Origin of the sequence: Saccharopolyspora sp. CA-218241 (genome assembly GCF_050954615.1) — a bacterium.
Classification (GTDB): domain Bacteria; phylum Actinomycetota; class Actinomycetes; order Mycobacteriales; family Pseudonocardiaceae; genus Saccharopolyspora; species Saccharopolyspora cebuensis.
The window spans coordinates 585,213-600,788 of sequence record NZ_CP191860.1; the positions used below are offsets into that span (position 1 = coordinate 585,213).

General features: G+C 73.1%; 12 protein-coding genes. 7 read left to right on the forward strand and 5 right to left on the reverse strand.

Annotated elements, in window-relative coordinates; translation table 11 throughout:
• The first annotated feature begins 213 nt into the window (after positions 1-213).
• The 3 genes from ACQP0T_RS03005 (at position 214) to ACQP0T_RS03015 (ending at position 4,036) form a co-directional block, all read left to right on the forward strand.
• On the forward strand, positions 214-1,518 hold the full coding sequence (locus ACQP0T_RS03005) for an MFS transporter (RefSeq protein ID WP_433871184.1): 1,305 nt from the start codon (positions 214-216) through the stop codon (positions 1,516-1,518).
• Between the two features lie 157 nt (positions 1,519-1,675).
• Positions 1,676-3,076 (forward strand): APC family permease, encoded by a 1,401-nt coding sequence (locus ACQP0T_RS03010; RefSeq protein ID WP_433871185.1) that lies wholly within the window; start codon positions 1,676-1,678, stop codon positions 3,074-3,076.
• A 45-nt stretch (positions 3,077-3,121) separates the two neighbouring features.
• Positions 3,122-4,036, forward strand: coding sequence for an aldose 1-epimerase family protein (locus ACQP0T_RS03015; protein ID WP_433871186.1), 915 nt, complete (start codon positions 3,122-3,124; stop codon positions 4,034-4,036).
• Between the two features lie 7 nt (positions 4,037-4,043).
• Here ACQP0T_RS03015 and ACQP0T_RS03020 read toward each other — a convergent pair whose 3' ends face one another.
• On the reverse strand, positions 4,044-6,470 hold the full coding sequence (locus tag ACQP0T_RS03020; RefSeq protein ID WP_433871187.1) for a beta-glucosidase family protein: 2,427 nt from the start codon (positions 6,468-6,470) through the stop codon (positions 4,044-4,046).
• Positions 6,471-6,575: 105 nt separating this feature from the next.
• On the opposite strand from ACQP0T_RS03020, the gene ACQP0T_RS03025 reads away from it, so the two are divergent.
• Positions 6,576-7,145, forward strand: a complete 570-nt coding sequence (locus tag ACQP0T_RS03025; RefSeq protein ID WP_433871188.1) for a TetR/AcrR family transcriptional regulator — start codon at positions 6,576-6,578, stop codon at positions 7,143-7,145.
• A gap of 259 nt (positions 7,146-7,404) precedes the next feature.
• On the opposite strand, the gene ACQP0T_RS03030 is transcribed toward ACQP0T_RS03025, so the two are convergent.
• Both ACQP0T_RS03030 and ACQP0T_RS03035 read right to left on the reverse strand, forming a co-directional pair.
• Positions 7,405-8,337 carry a LysR family transcriptional regulator gene (locus tag ACQP0T_RS03030; protein ID WP_433871189.1) on the reverse strand — a complete coding sequence of 311 codons (933 nt, stop codon included), beginning with the start codon at positions 8,335-8,337 and terminating at the stop codon, positions 7,405-7,407.
• Positions 8,338-8,797: 460 nt separating this feature from the next.
• Positions 8,798-9,943, reverse strand: coding sequence for an acyl-CoA dehydrogenase family protein (locus ACQP0T_RS03035; protein ID WP_433871190.1), 1,146 nt, complete (start codon positions 9,941-9,943; stop codon positions 8,798-8,800).
• A 115-nt stretch (positions 9,944-10,058) separates the two neighbouring features.
• On the opposite strand from ACQP0T_RS03035, the gene ACQP0T_RS03040 reads away from it, so the two are divergent.
• The 3 genes from ACQP0T_RS03040 (at position 10,059) to ACQP0T_RS03050 (ending at position 13,275) form a co-directional block, all read left to right on the forward strand.
• Positions 10,059-10,676, forward strand: coding sequence for a TetR/AcrR family transcriptional regulator (locus tag ACQP0T_RS03040; protein WP_433871191.1), 618 nt, complete (start codon positions 10,059-10,061; stop codon positions 10,674-10,676).
• Positions 10,673-11,596, forward strand: coding sequence for a carbohydrate kinase family protein (locus tag ACQP0T_RS03045; protein WP_433871192.1), 924 nt, complete (start codon positions 10,673-10,675; stop codon positions 11,594-11,596). Before ACQP0T_RS03040 ends, ACQP0T_RS03045 begins: the two co-directional genes overlap by 4 nt.
• 374 nt (positions 11,597-11,970) lie before the next feature.
• On the forward strand, positions 11,971-13,275 hold the full coding sequence (locus tag ACQP0T_RS03050; protein ID WP_345367365.1) for a citrate synthase: 1,305 nt from the start codon (positions 11,971-11,973) through the stop codon (positions 13,273-13,275).
• Between the two features lie 182 nt (positions 13,276-13,457).
• Here ACQP0T_RS03050 and ACQP0T_RS03055 read toward each other — a convergent pair whose 3' ends face one another.
• Together ACQP0T_RS03055 and ACQP0T_RS03060 are read right to left on the reverse strand one after the other, a co-directional pair.
• A complete protein-coding gene (locus tag ACQP0T_RS03055) occupies positions 13,458-14,633 on the reverse strand; it encodes an ABC transporter permease (RefSeq protein ID WP_433871193.1) in 1,176 nt (391 codons plus the stop codon).
• A complete protein-coding gene (locus tag ACQP0T_RS03060; protein WP_433871194.1) occupies positions 14,630-15,571 on the reverse strand; it encodes an ABC transporter ATP-binding protein in 942 nt (313 codons plus the stop codon). Before ACQP0T_RS03060 ends, ACQP0T_RS03055 begins: the two co-directional genes overlap by 4 nt.
• Positions 15,572-15,576: the final 5 nt, after the last annotated feature.

Genomic DNA, 15,576 nt, shown 5'->3' on the forward strand with positions numbered 1-15,576 from the left:
TGACATGAGTGAGGGGCACCCTTGTCCCAGATACTTGGGCAAGGGTGCCCCTCACTCACGTCCGCTCACCCGAACGGGTCGTGCGGTTCTCAGGGGGCCTTTCGGAATGCGGCGGAGCCGCATGCGGTGGGGCACGCAGCTGGCACGGCCGCTGAGGTTCCGCCACCCGCACCGCCACGCAAGCCAATCTGACAGCGGTCATAAGCTGCACGGGTGTCCTGGAGCCTGAAGTCCTCGCTCGGCAAGCTGCTCCTCGACACCCGGCCCCTGCGCTACCCCGCCTACCGGCGGCTGTGGCTGGGCAACGTGGTCACCTCCGTCGGCGCGCAGTTCTCCGCGGTGGCGGTGCCCAAGCAGCTCTACGACCTCACCGGCTCCTCCGCCTACGTCGGCCTGGCCGGGCTGTTCGGGCTGGTGCCGCTGCTGGTGTTCGGCCTGTGGGGCGGGGCGATCGCCGACGCGGTGGACCGCCGGAAGCTGATGCTGGTGAGCAACGGCGGGCTGGCGCTCAGCGCGGTGCTGCTGTGGCTGGTGTCGGCCGCCGGGGTGCGCTCGGTGTGGCTGGTGCTGGTGCTGTTCGCCGCCCAGCAGACGTTCTTCGCGATCAACATGCCCGCCCGGGCGGCGGCGGTGGCGCGGCTGATCCCGCTGCCGCTGCTGCCCTCGGCGCAGGCGCTGAGCTCCACGGTGATGCAGCTCGGCGCGATCGTCGGTCCGCTGCTGGCCGGGGTGCTGCTGCCGTTCCTGGGGCTGCCGACGCTGTACCTGGTGGACGCCGTGGCGCTGACCGCCGCGCTGTGGGCGGTGCTCCGGTTGCCGCCGCTGCCGCCGGGGGAGAGCGCGCCGCGCCGGGCGGGGCTGCGCGCGGTGATCGACGGCTTCCGCTACCTGGCGCTGCACTCGGTGCTGCTGGCGTCGTTCCTGATGGACATCATCGCGATGGTGTTCGGGATGCCGCGCGCGCTGTTCCCGGAGATGGCCGAGCGGACCTTCGGCGATCCGCCCGGCGGCGGTGCGGCGCTGGGCTGGCTGTACGCGGCGATCCCGCTCGGGGCCTTCGCGTTCGGGGTGTTCTCCGGGTGGCTGCACCGGTTCGCCCGGCACGGCGTCGGCGTGGTGCTGGGCGTGGTGGCCTGGGGCGTGGCGGTGATCGGCTTCGGGCTGTCGGACTCGCTGTGGCTCGCGGTGGTCTTCCTGGCGCTCGGCGGTGGCGCGGACCTGGTGAGCATGGTCTACCGGAGTTCGATCCTCCAGATGGCGGCCACCGACGAGATGCGCGGCCGGATCCAGGGGGTGTTCACCGTGGTGGTGGCCGGCGGGCCCCGGCTGGCCGACGTGCTGCACGGGTCCGCGGGCGCCGGGCTGGGCACCTCGACGGCGGTGGCCGGCGGCGGGGTGCTCGTCGTGGTGTGCGCGGTGGCCGCCGCGTGCTGCCTGCCGGCGTTCTGGCGCTACCGGGCGCCCACCGCCGCGGACCCCTTGACCGATCCGGACGCCGAGGACCGCCCGGTGGGTTGACAACCGCCGCGCGGCGTGCGGGCGGGCACGGTAGGTGGTCGATCCGTCACGCCCCGTCCACGTTGGGCGGTGTGACGGGTCGGGCACGGGCCAGCCGGTGCAGTTCGTCGAGGGGTGGGCTGACACCGCGATCAGCCGAAGTGCACACTTTCCAGCTATGGCCAACGAGACGACCGTGAACGACGGGGCGCCGGGCGGTGCGCAGGAGCCAGGCCTCAAAAAGGTCATGGGCCCGAAACTGCTGCTCTTCTTCGTGGTGGGCGACATCCTCGGCACCACGATCTACTCCTTGACGGGCAAGGTCGCCGGCAAGGTCGGTGGGGCGCTCTGGATCCCGTTCCTGGTCGCCTTCGTCGTCGCCTTCCTGACCGCCTTCAGCTACCTGGAGCTGGTCGGCAAGTACCCGAAGGCGGGTGGCGCGCCGCTGTACGTGCACAAGGCGTTCGGCGTGCACTTCCTGACCTTCCTCATCGCCTTCGCGGTGATGTGCTCGGGCATCACCTCGGCGTCCTCGGCCGCGCAGGCCTTCAGCGGTGACTACCTGGAGGCGATCCTCGGCGACGGGTTCCCGTCCTGGGTGGTGGCGATCGGCTTCCTGCTGCTGCTCGCGGGCATCAACCTCCGGGGCGTCGGCGAGTCGGTGAAGATGAACGTGGTCCTCACCTGCATCGAGCTGCTCGGCCTGGCCATCGTGATCGTGTTCGGCGTGATCGCGATCGCGGGCTTCAACTCGAACCCGTCCCTCACGCCGGACCCGGGCCGCCTGCTGGAGTTCAACACCGACACCGGTCCGTTCCTGGCCGTGACCTCCGCGACGGCGCTGGCGTTCTTCGCGATGGTCGGCTTCGAGGACTCGGTGAACATGGCCGAGGAGACCCGGAACCCGGCCAAGAACTTCCCGCGCGCGCTGCTGATGGGCCTGGGCATCACCGCGGCCATCTACCTGATCATCGCGGTGATCACCTCGACGCTGGTGCCCACCGACGAGCTCGCCGCCTCCGACGGGCCGCTGCTGCTGGTCGTGCAGGCCGCCGCGCCGTGGTTCCCGCCGGTGCTGTTCTCGGCCATCGCGCTGTTCGCGGTCACCAACACCGCCCTGATCAACATGCTGATGGCCAGCCGGCTGGTCTACGGCATGGCGCAGGAGCGGATCATCCCGTCGGTGTTCGGCAAGATCCACCGCAGCCGCCGGACCCCGTGGGTCTCGGTGCTGTTCACCAGCATCATCGCGATGATCCTGGTCAGCACGCTGGAGATCTCCGCGCTGGGCAGCACCACCTCGCTGCTGCTGCTCGTGGTGTTCGCCATCGTCAACGTCGCGGTGCTGGTGCTGCGCAAGGAGAAGGTCGAGCACGAGCACTTCCGGGCGCCCACCTGGGTGCCCGTGCTGGGTGCGATCACCTGCGCGTTCTTCGCCAGCCCGCTGTCCGGCCGCCCGGTGGAGGAGTACGGGATCGCCGGTGCGCTGCTGGCCATCGGCGTGCTGTTCTGGGGGATCAACCACCTGGTCAACGGCCGCGAGAAGCGGGACTTCGACGCGGCGAAGCTGGGCAAGTGAGGTGGCACCGCGCCGGGGACCCCGGCGCGGTGCTCTAATGACCGGATGCGCGAACCGGCTTCTGGTCAGCAGTTCGAGATCACCGCGGGCGCCGCGCGGGCCGTCATCACCGAGGTCGGCGCGGCGCTGCGCGAGTTCGAGGTCGACGGCGTCCCGTTCGCCGAGCCCTACGCCGCGGACCGCCGCCCGCCCGCGAGCGCGGGCGCGGTGCTGGCCCCGTGGCCGAACCGGGTCGCCGGGGGCCGCTGGGTGCTCGACGGCGAGCCGCAGCAGCTCGCGCTGACCGAGCCGACGCGCGGCAACGCCCTGCACGGCCTGCTCTGCCACGTGCCGTGGCAGGTCGAGGAGCGCACCGCGGCGTCGGTGCGGCTGCGGGCCCCGGTCGCGTCCCAGCCCGGCTGGCCGGTGCCGCTGGTGGTCGCGGTCGAGTACGCGGTGTCCGACGAGGACTTGCGGGTGACCCACGAGGTCCGCAACGCGGGTGACCGGACGACGCCCTTCGGCGTCGGCGCGCACCCGTTCCCGCGCGCCGGGACGGCGGCCACCGACGACTGCACGCTGCGGCTCGCCGCCAGCAGCGTGCTGCCGCTGGACGCCGACACGCTGCTGCCCGCCCGGCCCCCGCGCTCGCTGGCGGGTGACGAGCTGGACTTCCGCACCGGCCGACCGCTGGCCGGGGTGTGGCTGGACACCGCCTTCGGCGGGGCGGCCCCGGCGCCCGGCGACGACCGCGTCCGGCACGCCATCACCGCCCCCGACGGCACCGCGGTCGAGCTGTGGGCCGACCCGGTGTTCGGCTGGGTGCAGGTCTACACCGCCGACGACTTCCCGGGGCGCGGGCGCGCGGTCGCGGTGGAGCCGATGACCTGCCCGCCGGACGCGCTCAACTCCGGCATCGACCTGCTGCACGTCGAGCCGGGCGAGACCTGGTCCGGGAGCTGGGGCCTGCGGGCCCGGTGAGCGCGGGTCAGCGGACCTGGACCGTCGCGGACAGCGGCAGGTCGCGGACCGAGGTGCCCGCCGACAGGACGTACTCGCCGCGTTCCCAACGCCAGCCGGCGTCCCAGTGGGCGAAGGCGCGGCCGGGGATCGCGACCTCGGCGGTGACCTCCTCGCCGGGTGCGGCCGTCACGGCGGCGAAGCCGACCAGCCACCGCACCGGCCGGTCCACGGCCGAACCGGGCCGCGCGGCGTAGACCTGCACGACCTGCTTGCCGGTGCGCTCGCCGGTGTTGCGCAGCGCGATCCGGGCGGTGAGGCCGTCCCCGGCCGCCACCTCCCCGGGCAGCTCGCAGCCGGTGAGCTCCCACGTCGTGTAGCCCAGGCCGAAGCCGAACGGGTAGGCCGGTTCCGCCCCGGCGCGCAGCCACGCCCGGTAGCCGAGGTGGATGCCCTCGTCGTAGCGCACCACGCCGTCCTCCGGCGTCACCGACAGCACCGGCACGTCGGCCGCCGCGGCGGGCCAGGTGGTCGGCAGCCGGCCGCCGGGTTCGGCGGCGCCGCCGAGCACGTCGCCGAGCGCGTTGCCGAACTCCTGGCCGCCGAACCAGGTCAGCAGCACGGCGGCGGCCTCGTCCCGCCAGGGCAGCTCCACCGGCGCCCCGGAGTTGACCACCGCGACCGTGCGCGGGTTGGCGGCCAGCACCGCGCGGGCCAGCTCGTCCTGCCGTCCCGGCAGCCGGAGGTCGGTCCGGTCGAAGCCCTCGCTCTCGACCCGGCTGTGGGTGCCGACCACCAGCACCACCGCGTCGGCTTCGGCGGCCAGCTCCGCGGCCTCGGCGATCAGCCCCTCGGGATCGTCGTCGGCCGGGGCGGTGCCGAAGGCGAAGGTGAGCACGCCGGGCATCGCGTCGGGGCCGCGGTCGTGCTCGATCTCGATCCGCAGCGGCTCGCCCGCGACGAGTTCGACGGGCGCGGTGGCGCTGGGCGGGGCGAGGAACGCGGCCCCGAGCTGCTGGTCCGCAGCGACCTCGGCGCGCTCGTCGAGCAGCACGGCGCCGTCGACCCGCAACGCGGTGCGGCCGACCGCGGCGAACCCGAGGTGCACGACGCCGGAGGTGGTGGGCGTCCACGTCGTCGACGCCCGCAGCCGCGCGGTCCGGTCGATCGCGGAGTCGCCGCCCAGCCACACGTACTCGGTGGCGAAGCGCTCCTCCGCGCGGAGCTCGGCGCCCGCCTCGTCGAGCAGCGACAGGTGCACCCCGGGTTCGCCGGTGACCGGGTTGGTCAGCTCCGCGACCGGGATCGCGCCGACGCCCTGCTGCACCACCGCGCCGAGCGCGTGGTCGACCCGCGCGTCCGGGAACGCCGCCCGGACGCCCTCCAGCGGGGAGACGACCCGGTCGGGCACCACGGTCGCGCTGCCGCCGCCCTGGGTGCGGGCCTGGGTCGCGCCGTGCCCGATGACGGCGATGCGCCGCACCGGGCCCAGCGGCAGCAGGCCGGTGTTGCGCACCAGCACGGTGCCCGCGACGGCGGCGGACCGGACGAACTCCCGCGCCCGCTCCGGCCCCACCGGCTCGGCGGCCGGGGCCTCGTACCCGTCGAGCGCGCCGACCCGCGCGGCCAGCCGCAGGATCCGCTCCACCTTGCGGTCGACCGCGGCCTCGGGCACCTCCCCGGCGCGCACCGCGTCCACCAGCCGCTGCCCCCACGGGCCGGACGGCCCCGGCATGACCAGGTCCTGCGCGGCGCGGGCGCTGCCCAGCGAGCGCACGGCGGTCCAGTCGCTGACCACCACGCCGTCGAAGCCCCACTCCTCGTTGAGCGGTGCGGTGAGCAGGTCGTGCTCGGTGGCGGTGGTGCCGTTGATCGAGTTGTAGGCGCTCATCACCGCCCACGCCCGGGACTCGACGACGGCCTTCTCGAAGGCGAGCAGGTAGAGCTCGCGCAGCGCCCGGTCGTCGACCCGCACGTCGACGGTGAACCGGTCGGTCTCGAAGTCGTTGGCCACGTAGTGCTTCGGGGTGGCGGCGACCCCGTTGTCCTGGAGCCCGGTGACCACGGCGGCGGCGAGGTCGGCGGTGAGCACCGGGTCCTCGCTGAACGCCTCGAAGTGCCGCCCGCCCAGCGGTGAGCGGTGCAGGTTGATGGTGGGCCCCAGCACCACGTCCACGCCCTTGCGCCGGGCCTCCGCCGCCGCGACGGCGCCCCAGGCGCGGGCCAGCTCCCGGTCCCAGGCCGCGGCCAGCGCGGTCGCCGACGGCAGGTTCAGCGAGGGCTCGCGCTCGTCCCACCGCGGGCCGCGCACGCCGACCGGACCGTCCGACAGGACCACGCTGCGCAGCCCGATCGACTCGATCGGCACCGTGCTCCAGAAGTCCTGCCCGGTGAGCAGTTCGACCTTGCGCTCCAGGTCGAGGCGGTCGACGAGGTCGGCGAACGTGCCTGCCATGCGGTCCTCCGGCGATCGGCGCGGCCCCGCTGCCGCGCGGTGACCGGACTCTAGCACCGAATTCTGACCCGTGGTAGAAATTCGCCGGGCGCTAGCATGACCCGCATGGCAGCCAGGGGTCCGTACGCCAAGACGGCGGCCACCCGCGATCAGGCCCTCGACGCGGCGCTGCGGATCATCGCCGAGCGCGGGTTGTCCGGGACGACGGTGCAGGAGATCGCCGATGCCGTCGGCATGACCAAGGCCGGGCTGCTCTACCACTTCGGGTCGCGGGAGGCGCTGCTCACCGCCGTGCTCGCCCGCCGCGAGGGGATCGAGGTCCTCAGCGGTGAGCACGGCGTCCTCGACGGCTTCGTCGAAGCGCTCCGGGCCAACACCTCGGTCCCCGGCCTGGTGGCGCTGTACTCGGTGCTTGCGGGCTCGGCGGGCTCGGCCGACGCCGACAGCGAGCAGCGCCGGTACTTCGCGGCGCGCTACCCGCTGCTGCGCCGGGTGCTGGCCGCGGAGATCGAGCGGGAGCAGCGGGCGGGCGGCATCCCGACCGAGCGCGACCCGGCCGCGCTGGCGAGCCTGTTCATCGCGGCCGCCGACGGCCTGCAGAACCAGTGGCTGCTGGACCCGGACATCGACGTCGCCGCGCACCTGGAGCTCCTAGCCGACCTAGTCCGCACCTGACCTCACCCGTTCGGAGGTGGGTGCGGGGCACGGCTTGCGTGGCGGTGCGGGTGGCGGAACCTCCGCGGCCTTCTCGCTGCGCCGATCGCCTCCTGATGTACCCACTTCGTGCACGGCGTCGGCGCTGTCCTCGCGAGAAGGCCGCGGAGCGGTGACGTCCGAGCACGGGCGGCGGTGCCGGTTGCGTGCCTCACCGCATGCGGCTCCGCCGCATCCGGAAAGGCCCCTCACCTGGTTCAGGTTCACCTGTAGGGGTGGGTCAGCGGTGGCCGAGGACCTGGTGGGTCGCCTGGCGCAGCGCGGCGACGTGCGGGTGGTCGCGCTTCGACGGGAGCCAGGCCAGGGCCATGCTCCACGGCGGGACGTCGGCCACCTCGACGTAGACGGCGCCGGGCCGCGGGTAGAGCTGCTCGGCGATCGCCGGCGGGAGCTGGATGCCCTCGCCGCGCACGATGGCCAGCAGCGAGCTCTCGTAGTCGACCGCCTGGTGCGAGCTGTAGCGGACGGGGCTGCCGTCGGGGCGGGGATCGCAGGCCCAGTAGTTCCGGTACACCTCGGGAACGCGCGGCGACCAGCCGATGTGGGTGTGGTCGGCGAGGTCGGCCAGGGTGATGACCTCCCGGTCGGCGAGCGGGTCGGTCACGCTCAGCACCGCGCAGCGCGGGCCGCTGTCCACCGCGACGTACTGGACCCCGTCGGGCACGGGCAGGATCAGGAAGGCGGCGTCCACCAGACCTTCGAGCAGCACGGTGGCGATGTCGAATCCGGCCCGCTGGATCTGCACGTTCACGCCCGGCAGGCGGTGGCGCAGCGCGTCGAGGATCGACGAGGCGGGCTCGATCGAGGTGAGGGCGTCGAGTGAGCCGACCACGAGGTCGCCCACTCCCGCCGCGGCGGCGTGCTGGGCGCGGGCGCGCAGTTCCGCGGTGGCCTCCACCACGGCCCGGGCCGGTTCGCGCAGGTCCTGGCCGGCCGGGGTGAGGGCGACCGCGCGGGTGGTGCGGTCGATGAGCTGGACGCCGAGGTTGCGCTCCAGCGTCCTGATGTGCCGGGAGAGCGCGGGCTGCGAGATGTAGCCGCGGCGCGCGGCGCGGCCGAAGTGCAGTTCCTCGGCCAGCAGCAGGAACATTCTGAGCTGCTGGATGCTCGGCTCGGTGGTGTCCCCGACGCGGATCCCTCCGGCGGCATTCATAACGTGGAAATTATCAATCGCGCTCGACGGGGAATCAACCAGCGCTTCCGGTGCCGCGCTCGCCGGTGGAAGACTCGTCCTCGCGCCCGCGGTGGACGACGTCGACGGGGCGCGCGGACATCCCGGTGGTGCGGGCCCGGATCGCCGGGCTCGATCGGGCAGGAGGAACCGGGCCAGGCGAGGCGTCAGCCGAGCCGTCGTGGTGGGGGCCGCGGCGCTCGCGATGTCCGGCGCCGGGTTCGCGTCGGCCGGTTCGCAGGTGCGGGCATCGCCGGCGTGCCTTGCCGGGCGAGGGCGCAGGGCTGGTTCCGCCGCCCGCCTGCGCGGGCTGAGCGGCTTCGAGGGCGGACTCCGGCGTTCGCCCGGGAGCGCTGGCCGACCGGCGCCTCCCGCTGCGCCGGCATCGACTGGGGGTGGTGCCGGCGCAGCGGGAGGCCCCCGGGTCAGGACTTGGACCGGGTCAGGACTTGGCCAGGTGCCTGCCGATGAGCATCCGCTGGATCTGGTTGGTGCCCTCGAAGATCTGCAGCACCTTGGCCTCGCGCATGAACCGCTCGGCGGGGAAGTCCCGGGTGTAGCCGGCCCCGCCGAGCACCTGGACGGCGTCGGTGGTGACCTTCATCGCGGCGTCGGTCGCGGCCAGCTTGGCCACCGAGGCCTGGAAGCCGAAGGAGCGTCCGGCGTCGCGGCGGCGCGCCCCGTCGAGGTAGGCGGTGCGCGCGGTGTGCACGGCGGTGGCCATGTCGGCGAGCAGGAACTCCAGTCCCTGGAACTCGATGATCGGCTTGCCGAACTGGGTGCGCTGCTTGGCGTAGTCGACGGCGAGGTCCAGCGCCGCCTGGGCGAGGCCGACGGCGCAGGCGGCGATGCCGAGGCGGCCGGAGTCCAGCGCGGACAGCGCGATCTTCAACCCGTCGCCCTCGGCGCCGATCAGCCGGTCGGCGGGCACCCGCGCGTCGACGAACCGCAGCTCGGTGGTCGGCGAGCCGGTCAGGCCCATCTTGCGCTCCGGCGGCGCCGCCGCCAGGCCCGAGGTGGTGCCGTCGACGAGCAGGCAGCTGATGCCGCGCGCACCGTCGTCGGAGGTGCGCGCCAGCAGCGCGTAGAAGTCGGCCACGCCACCGTGGGTGATCCACGTCTTGGTCCCGTTGACCAGGTAGGCGTCCTCCTCCCGGGTGGCCCGGGTGCTCAGCGCCGCCGCGTCCGAGCCCGCGTGCGCCTCGGAGAGCGCGTAGCCGCCGAGCAGCCGACCGCTGATGAGCTCCGGCAGCCACCGCTCGCGCTGCTCCTCGGTGCCGAAGGTGGCCAGCGGGTAGCAGGCCATCGTGTGCACCGACAGCCCGACGCCGACGGTCATCCAGGCGCTGCTGAGCTCCTCCAGCACCTGCAGGTAGACCTCGAACGGCTGGTCACCGCCGCCGAAGCGCTCCGGGTAGGGCAGCCCGAGGAAGCCGGTCTCGCCGAGCAGGGCGAACACGTCGCGCGGGAACTTCTCCGCCGCCTCGTCCTCGGCCGCCCGGTCGGCCAGTTCACCGCGGGCGATGTCCCTGGTCAGGGCCAGCAGGTCGGCGGCTTCCGGGGACGGCGGCATGCGGTCTGCGGGCATGGTGCGGCGGCTCCTCGGTACTCGCGGCGGTACTGCGGGACGGCTCAGAGTACCGGTCGGGTGGTCGGCCGGGAACCCACCGAAGGGGTGTCCCCCGTTGTGGCAAGCTCGGGCGGTGACCAACCCCGACCACCCGAGTGCGCCCCGAGCGGTGCGCGCCCGGCGGGCCGAGCTGCTCGACCGGCTCCGCGACCTCTTCCTCGCCGAGGGGTTCGCGCACTTCACGCTGGGCGAGCTCGCCGCCCGGCTGCACTGCTCCAAGTCGACGCTCTACACCCTGGCGGGCAGCAAGGAGCAGCTCGCCGTGCGGGTGGTGGCGCACTACTTCCGCTGCGCCACCGAGGAGATCGAGGGCGCCGTCGCCGAGGTCGACGCTCCGGCCGCCCGGATCCGGCTCTACCTGGAAGCCGCCGCGGCGGCGCTGCGACCGGCCTCCCGCCAGTTCATCGACGACATGGCGGCCAACCCGGCCACCCGCGCCACCTACGAGGCCAACGCGCACGCCGCGGCCGACCGCATCCGCGGCTTCATCGGCGCGGGCGTCCGCCAAGGCGCCTTCCGCGAGGTCCACGCGGCGCTGGTCGCCGAGATGGTCGGCCGCACCATCGCGGGCATCCAGCGCGGCGAGATCGGCGCCCGCACCGGGCTGTCCGACGCGGCGGCGTTCGAGGCGCTGTCGCGGTTCCTGATCGGCGGGCTCACCGCCGGCCAACCGGAGGAGGAACAGCAGTGATCGTCATCGGCGGCGAAGCGCTCGTCGACCTCGTGCCCGCGTCCACAGCGGACGGTCCGCTCGCGCCGCTGCACCCACGGCTCGGCGGTGGCCCGTACAACGTGGCGATCACCCTGGGGCGACAGGGGGTTCCGGTCGGCTTCCACGGCCGGATCTCCACCGACCCGCTGGGCGAGGCGCTGCTGGACCGGCTCACCGAGTCCGCTGTGGACACCGAGCTGGTGCAGCGCGGACCGGAGCCGACCACGCTCGCGGTGGTGGGCCTGGCCGCCGACGGCGGCGCCCGCTACAGCTTCCACACCCGGGACACCGCCGCCCCGCTGGTCCGGCCCGCCGAACTGCCCGCGCACTGCACCGCGCTGTGCCTGGGCACCCTCGGGCTGGTCCTGGAACCCGGCGCGACCGTCTACGAGCAGGCGCTGTTCCGCGCCGCCGAGCAGGGCCGGTTCACCGCCCTGGACCCCAACGTCCGGGCGGGCATGATCGCCGACCCCGACGCCTACCGGGCCCGGTTCGAGTCCTGGTTGCCCGCCGTCGACCTGCTCAAGCTCTCCGAGGAGGACGCGCGCTGGCTCAGCCCGGACGAGCCGGTGGTGGACGCGGTGCGCCGGTGGCGGGACGCCGGACCGCGCGCGGTGGTGCTCACCCGGGGCGGCGACGGGCTGCTCGTGCTGGCGGGGGAGGAGCCGGTGAGCGTGCCCGCGCCCGCCACCGCCGTGGCCGACACCATCGGCGCGGGCGACACCGTGCAGGGCTCGTTGCTGGCCTGGCTGCACCGGGAAGGCGCGCTGGACGCCGACGCGCTCACCGGGCTCGACTGGCACCGCGCCCTGCGGCACGCCGCGGCGGCCGCCGCCATCACCGTGTCGCGCCCCGGGGCCGAGCCGCCCTGGTCCGCCGAACTCGCCCCCGGCGGGTGAGGGCCCGTCGAAGACCACCTGGACAGGTGCTTGACGACACCCTGTGATCTGAGCCGCGCCGCTGCATCCGGTGGCGGCCGAGCGCTGGTCACGTTGACGGTGCTCGGTGGCTCCGGAGAGTGGATTGCGGCCCGGCCGGAGCGCCCCGTTGTGATGTGATCGTGGTCCCACCTGCCAAAAAGGCGAAACGCGGTTGCTGCGCGAGGCACCCCCAGCGGTCTAGCGTGACTACTGACAGGACCCCAACGGGGTGGTGCTGCGGCGGGTCGGACACCCCGGCCAGCGCACGAGCGACCATCATGGCCCGGCCCGCGGTCGGTGCGCCCAGCTCGTCGCCCGGCAGCGCTATCCCGATGAGCGCGAGAGGTTCCCGAATGCCCGACGACGTGACCGCCAAACGTACCGTCGCGCTGCGCTATGACGCCGGCGAGCACGAAATGCAGGTGAAGGAGCCCACCGAGGGCGCCCCTGGTGTGGACCTGGGCAAGCTGCTTTCCCAGACCGGTTTGGTGACGTTGGACCCGGGCTTCGTCAATACGGCGGCCTGCGAGTCCGACATCACCTACATCGACGGTGACGCCGGCATCCTCCGCTACCGCGGCTACCCGATCGAACAGCTCGCCGAGAAGTCCAACTTCATCGAGGTCAGCTACCTGCTGATCTACGGCGAGCTGCCCACCCAGCAGCAGTACGCCGAGTTCGCCGAACGCATCAAGCGGCACACCCTGCTGCACGAGGACCTCAAGCAGTTCTTCGACGGCTTCCCGCGCGACGCGCACCCGATGCCGGTGCTGTCCTCCGCGGTCTCCGCGCTGTCCACCTTCTACCAGGACAGCCTGAACCCGTTCGACAAGGACCAGGTGGAGCTGTCCACCGCCCGGCTGCTGGCCAAGCTGCCCACCATCGCCGCCTACGCCTACAAGAAGTCCGTCGGGCAGCCGTTCCTCTACCCGGACAACTCCCTGGGCCTGGTGGAGAACTTCCTCCGGATGACCTTCGGGTTCCCCGCCGAGCCCTACGAGGTCGACCCGGTGATGGCCCGCGCCCTCGACCAGCTGTTCATCCTGCACGCCGACCACGAGCAGAACTGCTCGACCTCGACGGTGCGGATGGTCGGCTCGTCCGAGGCCAACCTGTTCGCCAGCATCTCGGCGGGCATCAACGCCCTGTTCGGTCCCCTGCACGGCGGGGCCAACAGCGCGGTGCTGGAGATGCTGGAGGGCATCAAGGCCAACGGCGGCGACGTCGACTCGTTCGTCAACCGGGTCAAGAACAAGGAGCCCGGCGTCCGCCTGATGGGCTTCGGCCACCGGGTCTACAAGAACTACGACCCGCGCGCCGCCATCATCAAGAAGACCGCCGACGAGGTCCTCACCCGGCTCGGCTCCAACGACCCGCTGCTCGACATCGCGCTGCGGCTGGAGGAGAAGGCGCTGGCCGACGACTACTTCGTCGACCGCAAGCTCTACCCGAACGTCGACTTCTACACCGGCCTCATCTACAAGGCGATGGGCTTCCCGACCAAGTTCTTCACGGTGCTGTTCGCGCTCGGCCGGCTGCCCGGCTGGATCGCGCACTGGCGCGAGATGCTGGAGGACCCGGCCCGGAAGATCTCCCGTCCGCGCCAGGTCTACACCGGCTCGGGCGAGCGGGCCTACGCCCCGATCACCGAGCGCTGAGGCCGCGAACCGCGCAAGCCGCGAACGCCTGACAGCCGCGAACAGAAGGGCGGTGCCGACCGGCACCGCCCTCGTCCGGCTCCACACCCCACCCGTCCGGGTGAGGACGGAACTGAGTGAGGGGCACCTTCATCCGAGTAAGCCGGATGAAGATGCCCCTCACTCATGCCTCGAACGGGTGGTCAGGCGGTGCGGAGGGCGTCCCGGAGGTTGACCCGGGCGCCGGTGCGCAGGATGGCGTTGGCGTAGATCCGGCCGCCGATGGCCAGCACCCCGGCCGTACCGACGACGGACAGCACCAGCGCCAGCAGGATCTGCCAGGTCGTCGCCACGCCGAGCGCGATGCGCATCGGCATCAGCATCGACGAGAAGCCCGGGACCAGCGACAACCACGTCCCGATGGTGCTGTCCGGATCGCCGGGCAGGATCGCGACGCCGACCACGAAGGGCGCGACCAGCAGGATCATCACCGGGCCGGTCACGCTCTGCAGGTCCTCCTGCCGGGACACCAGCGAGGCCGCCGCGCCGACCAGGGCGGAGAACAGCGCGTAGCCCAGCAGGAACCAGACCAGCGCCCACACCAGGGTCCCGGCGACCGCCGAGCTGGGCAGGGTGAGCACGCCGGAGAACGCCGCGACGGCCCCGCCCGCGCCGCCGATGATGACGAGCTGGAGCAGGTTGGTCAGGCCGATGCCCAGCACCTTGCCGGTGAGCAGCTGGACGGGCCGGATCGTCGACAGCAGCAGCTCGACGACGCGGCTGGACTTCTCCTCGACGACGCCCTGGGAGACCATCGTGACGGCCATGATCAGGAACATGTAGAGCAGCACCCCGGCGGCCATCGCCAGCGCGAGCCGTTCGCCGCGGTGCGGATCGGCCTCCTCCAGGCTGGTCACGGTCACCGCCGAGGCCGCGACGGCGGCCTGCACCTGGGCGGGATCGGCACCGGCGCGGAGCAGTTCGGCGTCCAGCGCCCGCTGCTGGGCGTAGGCGTCCAGCGCGGCGCGCACCGCGCCGTCCGGCTCCTCCTCGACGACCAGCCGCAGCGCGTCCGGCGTGCCGGTGACCAGCGCGTCGAGGTCGCCCTCGCGGACCAGGCGCTCCCCGGTCCGCTCGTCGACGACGCCGACCTCGAGGGAACCGTCGAGGGCCGCGGTGCTGCGCTCCAGCGGCTGCTCGACGGCGCTCGCCGACGGGGTGAGGCCGACGGTCGTGGAACCGGCCTGCGAGCCGATGAACGTCATCAGCCCGACGTAACCGCCGATGATGGCGAGGGTGGCCACGATGCCGAGCACGAACGCCCGGGTCCGCACCCGGGTGCTGATCTCGCGCTTGGCCACCAACCAGATCGGGTTCATGCGGCGGGCTCCTCGGTGACGACGTTGCGGAAGAGTTCGGTGAGGGCGGGGCGGTGCCGGGTGAACTCCCGCACCGGTCCGGTGGCCAGCGCGGCGTGCAGCACCGACTGGTCGTCGGTGCCGGGCTCCAGCCGCAGCGTGGTGCGGGTGCCGTCGGTGGCCAGCGCGGTGGCGCCGGGCAGCGCATCGGCCCAGCCGGGTGCGGCGTCGGGGGCGTCGACGATCAGCGTCACCGGACCGCTGTCGCGCAGTTCGGCGACGGTGCCGCTGGCCACGAGCTCACCGGCGCGGACGATGCCGACCCGGTCGCAGAGCCGCTGCACCAGGTCGAGCTGGTGGCTGGAGAAGACCACCGGGACGCCCGCGTCGCACTTCTCCCGCAGCACGCCGCTCATCACGTCCACCGCCACCGGGTCCAGCCCGGAGAACGGCTCGTCGAGCACCAGCACGTCCGGGTCGTGCACCAGCGCGGCGGCGAGCTGCACGCGTTGCTGGTTGCCGAGGCTGAGCTTCTCGACGGCGTCGCGGCGGCGCTGGGCGATGCCGAGCCGTTCGGTCCAGCGCTGGGCGGCGGCGCGGGCGTCCCGGTGACTCATGCCGTGCAGCTCGCCCAGGTAGGCGAGCTGCTCGTCGACCTTCATCTTCGGGTAGAGCCCGCGCTCCTCGGGCATGTAGCCGATCCGGCGGCGCAACCGCAGGTCCAGCGGAGCGCCGCCGAAGCGGACCTCGCCGGAGTCGGCCGCCAGCACCCCCAGGGCGATCCGCATCGTGGTGGTCTTGCCCGCGCCGTTGCTGCCGACGAAACCGAACATCTCGCCCGCGTCCACGGTGAACGACATCTCGCGCAGCGCGACGACGTCCCCGTAGCGCTTGGAGATCCGGTCGATCTCCAACCCGCTGGTTCCCACACTCGCTCCTTCGGTCCGATTCGGCGCCATTGTGC